We start from the raw sequence: 8,111 nt of genomic DNA, 5'->3' as shown, positions 1-8,111 counted from the left end.
TGCCTATCTTTTTTTACCACAAGTTGGCTCAATCCTTACTAACTATGGGTTTGGGGCGGGTTGTCACCCCCCCAGGTTAAATTTATTTACGATATTTGCGATAGCAGTTTGATGCGCTGACACTGCAGGTGCAATCGCCCCTGCAAAATCCTGAACTTAAGATAAAAACCCAGCAGGCAAAAGGTTTTAAAAGCTAAAACTCAACAGAAAAACTCAATAATACATAAACCTAACTTATGTGATTCACGAGAGTATGTTAAGAACATTAGCAAAATTTTAAGGTTAGTTGCAAAACCCAGGCTGTTGTCACCGCCGCAGAGGCAACAGTGGTAGCTTGGATTACAAGATGTAAGTTTTCCGCTTAACAGCTACCAACAATAAAAAATATGTACGACAAACGTCCCGATCGAGATTTGGCGACTGCTGCTGTTACTGCGGCTTTGGGAGCTGGGGTCGTTACCTCTTTTGCGGTGAGCAGAGGGCAAAACCCGCTGGTAGCCATCGCAATTACTATTTTTGCAGCGGGAGTAGCTGTAATTTGCGATCGGTTCGGCTTAATTTAAGCGATCGTCGATTTTTTAATACAAAGTCAACTTATCAAAAAATCCCCGCCCTATTTGCAACTAGCAAAAGTGGGGATTTTTATTGGCTAGTTTTTGGGTTAATCAGCGGTACTTTCCCAGACGCACTCGCCACATGAAGAAGCCGCGTTTCTTAACAAAAAAACTGCGATTTCAGGCTCTTTAGCCGACCACAAATTAAGGTGATGACAGCCTGCTCGCAAGTCTTGTGGTAATTTCAGCGGCAGGCAGATAAAATATTAGCCAACACTACCTGACAACTTATTCTCTTTTGGTCTTCAAGGCTAAGACTATGCCTGCAAACTTTTTTGCTGAGTCTCGCGTCTCTAGAAGCAGCGATGCTATCTTGGTTATTACCTGTAATTATTTTTGACGGTATTTTTTTTAGAAAAACGGGTGCTTCGCGCTTTTCAAATATAACTTAGCGTTGGTAGAATCCAAGCCAAGCGTGCCAAAAATCATTTTTGGTAGTTTGCTCACACAACCCACCCACCATTTCACACTAAAAAATTATGGAATCTCTTGCTTACCTCGAACTTGCTCTTGTTTGCGAAGCACCCCTAGAGTCGAAAATTTTTGATGAACCCAAGTGGCAAAACCTATCGAGTCAAACTTACGTCCGTTTGCTGTCTCTGGCTTTGATGCTGTCGGTTTTGAGTGCAGCAGGTTCGGCTTTTGCTCAAATAGATCCGGGATATCCCAATTTGCGCTCTGTTCAAGACAGGTTGCGGGAACTTGGCTATTTTCCCAGATCTTCGACAGGTCAACTCGGCCCAGTTACTCAACAAGCTCTGACTAACTTTCAGCGAGACTATCAACTGTCGCTGACTGGTAGGCCCGATCGAGCTACTGTAATAGCACTTAACAGTTTGGCCGGGGATGACGATCGACCTTTTAAAACTATCTATACAAATTATAGGGAGCTGCGTTTTGGAGACGCGGGTGCAGATGTTTCGGCACTCCAGCGCAGGTTGCAGCAGCTAGGCTACTTCAGCGCGCATCCTACAGGGAGTTTTCGCGAAGTTACTCAAAATGCGGTTAGATACTTCCAACGGATTAATCGACTGCGGGTGACTGGAGTTGCCGATAGGCAAACTTTAGCTTTGCTGTTTGGTTCCACCCGCCCCGTTACGCTTCCAGGGAATATTTCGGGAAATGGCGGTTGCAAGGGGCTGCGGTTCGGGGACAGAGGGGCGACGGTAGACTTGATCCAGCGACAATTAAAAGCTTTGGGCTATTTTGAAGGCGGCGTTGACGGTAAGTTTCGGGAACGCACTCTCTACGCTGTGACTCGTTTTCAGCAAGATTACAATCTGGTTTCTGATGGTTGCGCTGACACTGCTACTTTGACTGCTATCGATGCCCAGATGAGGCAAGCTGAAATTACCTCATGGACTGACGAAGATGACCAACAGATTAATGGCGGAGATTTTCTAGAGTTGGGCGACAGAGGCCGACAAGTAGAATTTGTGCAGCGGCGGCTGCAAGAATTGGGTTATTACAGGAGCCAGATTCACGGTTGGTTCGATCGACCAACTCAAGCAGCTTTGATCCGCTTTCAGAGAGATAGCGGGCTGTTCGGGACTGGAAGGGTCGATCGCAGCACTCGATCGGCTTTGCGACAAGGCAACAGGCAGGCTGCAGCGCCTGTGCCGCAAATCGCCACTGGTCTGCGACGGGGCGATACTGGGGCTGCTGTCCGACAGCTTCAGTCTGCCCTCAGAAGTCTGGGCAAAAACCCCGGCCCGGTGAACGGAGTATTTGGAGCCGAGACCGAGTTTGCGGTGCTATCGTTTCAGCAGGAACGCAATTTGTCACCGGCGACGGGTATTGCCACTCCGGCGACTTTGGCTGCGCTCCAAAACGGATTAGCTGGGCGGGTAGCTGTTCCTGCTGTTCCAATTAGCAACAGTTTCAACTCTCGATCGAGCATTCAGCAATTACAAAGGCGGCTGCAAGACCTCGGCTTTTACACAGGCCCCATCGGCGGAGTTTTTGATACTCCGACGAGAGACGCCCTCGATCGAGCTCAGCGCAGTTACGGGGTCAGCAGCGACGATTTGTTGAGCCAAACTTTTTAGCCCCGGGCTTGCGGACGCTACATCAAAGAAATCGGGTTTCTCGTTTCCGACTCATTCCTGAAATGATGTATTTTTCTTCAGAAACCCGGTTTCTGCCTAACTGCGATCGCACTTGGGCTACCGATTTTTGTTAAAACTTGTAACAAGCCGTACTTGGAAATGCGAAAATAGTGTATGTTCACTCGATTGCATCCGCGGCGCTGCTGCCGTTCTGGGCGATCGACCTCGGACAAGACCAATTGCTGGAAACCAAAGACGGCCATCCCATCCGCAAAGCTTCGTGACACACCGTATGAATGGTTAGCTGGCAGTCTAGCAGGTGCAACCCAGACTTTTCAGCTTGCTTCAGGCCAATTTTCAAAATCGAATCGTTGTTAAATTCGATCGTCCTATTGCACTGAACGCAGACTAGGTGGTGGTGGTGATGCGGGTAAGGCTGGTTTATTTCATAGTGTTTGTGACCTTCTGCTAGTTCGAGTTCGCGGAGGAGGCTCATCCTTGCCATTAACTTTAAAGTTCGGTAAATGGTGGACAAGCTAATGTTTTCTCCGCGATTTTTTAACAAAGTGTACAAATCCTCCGCACTCAGGTGATTGCCTTTGGGGAGGTTCTGAAACACGTGCAAGATGGTTTCCCGTTGGGGAGTCATCCGCCAGCCTTTGTCATTGAGTTCGGATTTGAATGAGGACGCGGTATAAAGTGCCATAGTGACCCTCTCAAGAAAGTCTGCCTATTGACAATAATACACAACGATCGAGATATTTTGCAAATATCGCAGCTTATTGAAAAAAGATTGAGGAAAAAATTTGGTTTTTGATATTTTTTGACTTTTAACAAGCTTTATGGGTGAAAGCACCCAGGATAGAAGCCCCCATATCCGTGGGGTCAATGCTTCAATCTAAAATCTAAAATCTAAAATCTAAAATCGATTGACTTGCTGCAGAGGACAGAGAAGTTGTTTAGAAGTAAATATTGTTACTTCTGCCAAATGCCTCATGCCTTCTGCACAAGTGCCAAATGCCTTGCTCCCCGATTAATCGCGCTGACTGACAGGCCAAATTTAAGTCAGAGACTCCAGATAGTCGCGCACGCGGTTGCGACGCTTGGGTTGGCGGAGTTTTTGCAAAGCTTTGGCTTCAATTTGGCGGACCCGCTCGCGGGACAAGTCGAGGGCACGACCGATTTCTGCCAGCGAATAGGGGTGTCCGTCGCCCAAACCAAAGCGCATCAGAATTACATCTCGCTCGCGGCTGGTCAAATCTGCCAGCAGTTGCTGCAAGTCGCGGTGCAGAGCTTCTCGCATCAGCATTTCTTCTGGGGAGATGCTGTCGGTTTCGAGCAAGTCGCCCAACTCTGTATCTTTTTCGTTGCCCACTTTAGTTTCCAGAGAAACAGAACGGGGGACTCGCAGCAAAACTTCTCGGACTTGGGAGGCCGTCATGTCCAACTCGACAGCTATATCTTCGATCGTAGCTGTCCGACCTTTTTCTTGAGAAATTTTGCGCTGGGCTTTTTTGATTTTGTTAAGTTTTTCGGTAATGTGGACGGGGAGGCGAATGGTGCGGCTTTGAGTGGCGATAGCCCGCGTAATTCCCTGCCGAATCCACCAGTACGCATAGGTGCTAAACCGATAGCCCCGCGTCGGGTCAAACTTTTCTACAGCTCGCTCCAGTCCCAGAGTACCTTCTTGTATTAAGTCGAGCAATTCTAAACCGCGATTTTGATATTTTTTCGCCACCGAAACCACCAGGCGCAGGTTCGCCTTAATCATGTGGTCTTTCGCTTCGACGCCTTCGGCTTGAACTCTTTCTATCGCCTCGACTGTCATCTCTGCTAACTCTGCCCACTGGCGCTTGCCTTCGGACATAATTCGCTTGAGTTCGGGCACGTCACCGACGCCGGCGGTTAATGCCCAGCGTTCCAGGGAAGGTTTATGTCCCAACTGTGCCGCTAACCGATCTCGCACTTCAATTAAATGCACAAAGCGCGCAATTAGCCCTTCTTCCTGGGAGGCGACGGTGTTGCGTAATTCCAGCAATTTGATATAGCGCTGAACTTTTTGAGCTTCCGAGACTTCTTCGTCTCTACCCAAGAGACGAACCCGACCTATTTCTTGGAGGTACAGTCGCACTAAATCTGTAGTGCGGCGGCTGGCATTTTTTTGCAATTTTGCTGCTGGGTCTGCATCTTCTGTCTCTGCTGGGTCTTGGTCGAGCAGTTCGTCTCCAGCTTCTTCAGCATCTTCGTCCAACACATCACCTTGCAAGGGATTGACTCGCAGTTGTTCGTCGAATTCAGCTTCAGCGTAAAAAGAGGTGGCTGGCATAGTGATTTTCTCAGTTGCTCCGGGTGAAAAGATGCTACGCTTAGCGGTTATTTATAATTAAGATGCCCACTTAGTTAAAACGAAGCATCACCGCTTTGTGTTTCTTTACTAACTTTCCTGACTTTTCTGCTGTTGTTCGATCGAACTTTTGCTGCCCCACTTGTTTTACCAAGATTCTGGAAAACGCTAAGAACTTTCTGATGTAACAGGTTGAAGGCCCGAAAAGTGTGTTGTACTTCTTTGTTTATGTAGCTAGTATAGATAGTGACTGGCTAGAAACAAGTGACGTTAGTCAGAAGTTAAGTTAATCTTCATCACCGATAACCTGGTTCCCGATCACTTCTGAAAATTAGCCATTTTTTTAATAAAACTTTATATAACTCGGCGCTCTTGATTAAATACGCGGCAGTGAGCGCAGAAGTTTAATCCATTATAGAATATGGGTTTCAGAGTTGCTAGAGTCCGCAGTACCGAGTTATTGGCTGACGTAAAAACCGGGTTTCTTCCTCAATTTTCTCGATTAAAACCTAGAAGTTTGAGGAAGAAACCCGGTTTCTGGATCTCTTTTGCGTAAGTCGGGACTTTGAGGCGACGATCGACCGATAATTGTTTTGCTATTGACTGCTGCTTCGGGCTTAACATCACGCCCCGAAAACCAGGATCTGAAACCGGGTTTTTTGCCCAGGGCCTGCATATCAAGCGCAAGTTTTTCCTCGCTGTTACCCGGTTGATGGGGTTTTAGTGAGAATGGTGCGATCCTCTTCGAGGGCTTCGCTAACGGGCGCGAGTCAACTCCAATTAAAATGGCTAGCGTGGGTAAAGTTTCATCAGTTCCCTCACCTGTTCGGCGTGATAGGAACTGCGAGTTAAGGGAGAAGCTACAACTTGCAAGAATCCCAAAGATTCGCCAAACTTTCTCCAAGCATCAAACTGTTCCGGAGGCACAAAGTTTTCTACGTTCAAGTGCTTTTGAGTCGGTTGCAGGTACTGTCCAACTGTTAAAATATCGCAGCCGACAGCCCGTAAGTCCTGCATCGCCTCCCGAATTTCGGTGTCTGTTTCTCCTAGCCCCACCATGATGCCGGATTTGGTGTAAACCCCAGGTGCGAGTTCGCGGCTTCGCTGCAATAGTTCCAAGGTGCGATCGTACTTTCCTTGCGGCCGCACCTTGCGGTAAAGTCGCTTTACGGTTTCGGTATTGTGGTTGAGTACCTCTGGCCGGGCTGCGAGAATGATTTCTAAAGCTTGCCAGTTGCCGCACAAGTCGGGAATCAAAACTTCTATAGTTGTATCGGGCATCGCCGATCGTACTGCTTGAATGCACTCGACAAACTGAGACGCGCCCCCATCCGGCAAATCGTCCCGGTTGACAGAGGTAATGACGACGTGGTTGAGTTTGAGCCGCTGCACCGCTTGCGCCAATCTTTGGGGCTCCGTAGGATCTAATGGTTGGGGCTTTTTCTCAAAATCGATGTCGCAGTAAGGACAGGCGCGGGTACAAGCCGGGCCCATAATCAAAAATGTCGCAGTACCTGCGTTGAAGCATTCGCCGATGTTCGGACACGACGCCTCCTCGCAAACCGTATTCAGGGATAAATCCCGCAAAATTTCTTTGACGTTGCCGACGCGCTCCCACTGGGGGGCTTTAACTCGCAACCACTGGGGCTTAACTGTCACGTCTGTCTCCGCCTGAGTAGTGTTTTACAAATCATTATATACGAGCTTGCTAAATTTTAACTTGAATGTGATAAGCTAAAAATATAGTGACTAATTTCGGGATGTAGCGCAGCTTGGTAGCGCACCTCGTTCGGGACGAGGGGGTCGCAGGTTCAAATCCTGTCATCCCGATTGACTTTAACTCTTTACAGGTAAAGGATTTCAGATTTATTACTCTCTAGGATATTCCATTTTCTGTTCATCCTTAGCTCAGTCCGACTCTTCTAAGTAGCTGAGTAGCCCCAAAACTGCTTCCATGTCACCCAAGTCTGCCCTTGACTTTTTGCGCCGCGCTTTTAACTGATTGAGCATATCGGTCGGCTCTGCAGATTCTGCAACGGTCGGAGCTGAGTTTTTATTTTGTTCCCGTGAGCGCCGTGCTTCCTTGAGTTCTTCTTCCAACATCTGCACCTTCAGTCCTAAGTCGCCCTTGCCAGAGTATAGAACCCATTTGACATCTAAGAAGAGGGTGCAAGCCTTCTAATCATCAGCCTAATAAAACAAAGGTTGAGCTTGGCAGTCGCCGCTGTCAAACTTCTCTCAAAGTTCTTCACCAAAATTTTACATTTTTCCATCCAAGCATTTGACCGTTCAATGACCCACCTTGCTTTAACTGGGACAAATCCTGATTTCCCTTGAGCTTTTTTTTCAGCTTTTGATGGCTTTTCTGAAAGTTCAAACTTGATTTTTGTCATAATTTCTGGATAATTTTTTTCTAACTCTTTTGTAAGATGTTCGGGATGATAGCCATTGTTTAGCAAGAGTGTAATTTTCGGAATATTTAGAGGTTTGGACTTAAAATAATCGATATTTAAAGTCAACATTTAAATCAAACCAGCATCATCTGATACACTAGCTTTTGTGCAGTGGGTAAAGAATGGAAACCCAAGTGTATCAACGGCCTTGTGTCTTTTAATACCATTTGTAGATTTGTAGAAACAAAAGCCTTTTGACTCAATACTAGCATTACAAGTATTTTTTACGGCTTGTGAGTCTATCATCATCAATGTAGTCCATTTGGCTTTTTTTTTACCTCTCACGCACTTGCTCATGTAATACCATCATCAGCTCTTCTATTACTCCCTGTGAGCGCCACTACTTGTAATGCCAATCTACAGTAGAATAGGGGGGCAAGTCCTTCGGTAAGTCTTGCCAATTGCAGCCATTTTTTAGTTGGTAGAAGATGCCATCTAAGATTTCTCTTTTTGTCCAGTTACATGGTCTATTTCGGTTATTTTTGGGCAATATCTCATGTAGTCTTGGTTCAATTGTTTCCCATTCTGAATCCGTTAGACTGCTATAATAAGGCATGGCTGCTACTGGATAATGCTGGGTGCATCTCAGTTTGGCAAATACATCAAAGTGAAAGTTGACCGTTGAGATAAGCACAGCGAAGAGCAAGGATAG

At 46.8% G+C, this 8,111-nt stretch carries 7 protein-coding genes, 1 tRNA gene and 1 pseudogene; 3 read left to right on the top strand and 6 right to left on the bottom strand.

Annotated elements, in window-relative coordinates:
* Positions 1 to 386: 386 nt before the first annotated feature.
* A complete protein-coding gene (locus QUA33_RS26920; RefSeq protein WP_242724391.1) occupies positions 387 to 563 on the top strand; it encodes a hypothetical protein in 177 nt (58 codons plus the stop codon).
* A gap of 530 nt (positions 564 to 1,093) precedes the next feature.
* Positions 1,094 to 2,662 carry a peptidoglycan-binding protein gene (locus QUA33_RS26915; RefSeq protein WP_333152672.1) on the top strand — a complete coding sequence of 523 codons (1,569 nt, stop codon included), beginning with the start codon at positions 1,094 to 1,096 and terminating at the stop codon, positions 2,660 to 2,662.
* 178 nt (positions 2,663 to 2,840) lie between these two features.
* On the opposite strand, the gene QUA33_RS26910 is transcribed toward QUA33_RS26915, so the two are convergent.
* The 3 genes and pseudogenes from QUA33_RS26910 to lipA form a co-directional block, all read right to left on the bottom strand.
* Positions 2,841 to 3,368, bottom strand: coding sequence for a transcriptional repressor (locus QUA33_RS26910; RefSeq protein WP_333152670.1), 528 nt, complete (start codon positions 3,366 to 3,368; stop codon positions 2,841 to 2,843).
* A gap of 354 nt (positions 3,369 to 3,722) precedes the next feature.
* On the bottom strand, positions 3,723 to 4,988 hold the full coding sequence (sigC, locus tag QUA33_RS26905) for an RNA polymerase sigma factor SigC (RefSeq protein ID WP_333073525.1): 1,266 nt from the start codon (positions 4,986 to 4,988) through the stop codon (positions 3,723 to 3,725).
* 807 nt (positions 4,989 to 5,795) lie between these two features.
* Positions 5,796 to 6,671 (bottom strand): annotated as a pseudogene (gene lipA, locus QUA33_RS26900) (lipoyl synthase); the annotation flags it as partial.
* 91 nt (positions 6,672 to 6,762) lie between these two features.
* Between lipA and QUA33_RS26895 the strand changes: the two are divergent.
* Positions 6,763 to 6,836, top strand: a tRNA-Pro gene (locus tag QUA33_RS26895).
* A 78-nt stretch (positions 6,837 to 6,914) separates the two neighbouring features.
* Here the strand turns inward: QUA33_RS26895 and QUA33_RS26890 are convergent.
* The 3 genes from QUA33_RS26890 to QUA33_RS26880 all read right to left on the bottom strand — a co-directional run.
* Positions 6,915 to 7,109 (bottom strand): hypothetical protein, encoded by a 195-nt coding sequence (locus QUA33_RS26890; protein WP_333152668.1) that lies wholly within the window; start codon positions 7,107 to 7,109, stop codon positions 6,915 to 6,917.
* Positions 7,110 to 7,162: 53 nt separating this feature from the next.
* On the bottom strand, positions 7,163 to 7,528 hold the full coding sequence (locus QUA33_RS26885) for a hypothetical protein (protein ID WP_333152665.1): 366 nt from the start codon (positions 7,526 to 7,528) through the stop codon (positions 7,163 to 7,165).
* A gap of 271 nt (positions 7,529 to 7,799) precedes the next feature.
* Positions 7,800 to 8,111, bottom strand: a 312-nt coding sequence (locus tag QUA33_RS26880) for a transposase (RefSeq protein ID WP_333152663.1), incomplete at its 5' end; no start/stop codon positions are given.

The sequence above is a fragment of the Microcoleus sp. Pol14D4 genome, from assembly GCF_036701245.1.
GTDB lineage: Bacteria > Cyanobacteriota > Cyanobacteriia > Cyanobacteriales > Microcoleaceae > Microcoleus.
The sequence above is the reverse complement of the archived record's forward strand: the minus strand, read 5'-3'. Positions and strand labels throughout refer to the sequence as shown.

What these genes read in the sequence shown, in the direction of transcription:
- QUA33_RS26920 (WP_242724391.1), top strand. Translation starts at nt 387, where the DNA reads ATGTACGACAAACGTCCCGATCGAGATTTGGCGACTGCTGCTGTTACT.
- QUA33_RS26915 (WP_333152672.1), top strand. Translation starts at nt 1,094, where the DNA reads ATGGAATCTCTTGCTTACCTCGAACTTGCTCTTGTTTGCGAAGCACCC.
- QUA33_RS26910 (WP_333152670.1), bottom strand. Translation starts at nt 3,368, where the DNA reads ATGGCACTTTATACCGCGTCCTCATTCAAATCCGAACTCAATGACAAA.
- sigC (WP_333073525.1), bottom strand. Translation starts at nt 4,988, where the DNA reads ATGCCAGCCACCTCTTTTTACGCTGAAGCTGAATTCGACGAACAACTG.
- QUA33_RS26890 (WP_333152668.1), bottom strand. Translation starts at nt 7,109, where the DNA reads ATGTTGGAAGAAGAACTCAAGGAAGCACGGCGCTCACGGGAACAAAAT.
- QUA33_RS26885 (WP_333152665.1), bottom strand. Translation starts at nt 7,528, where the DNA reads ATGTTGACTTTAAATATCGATTATTTTAAGTCCAAACCTCTAAATATT.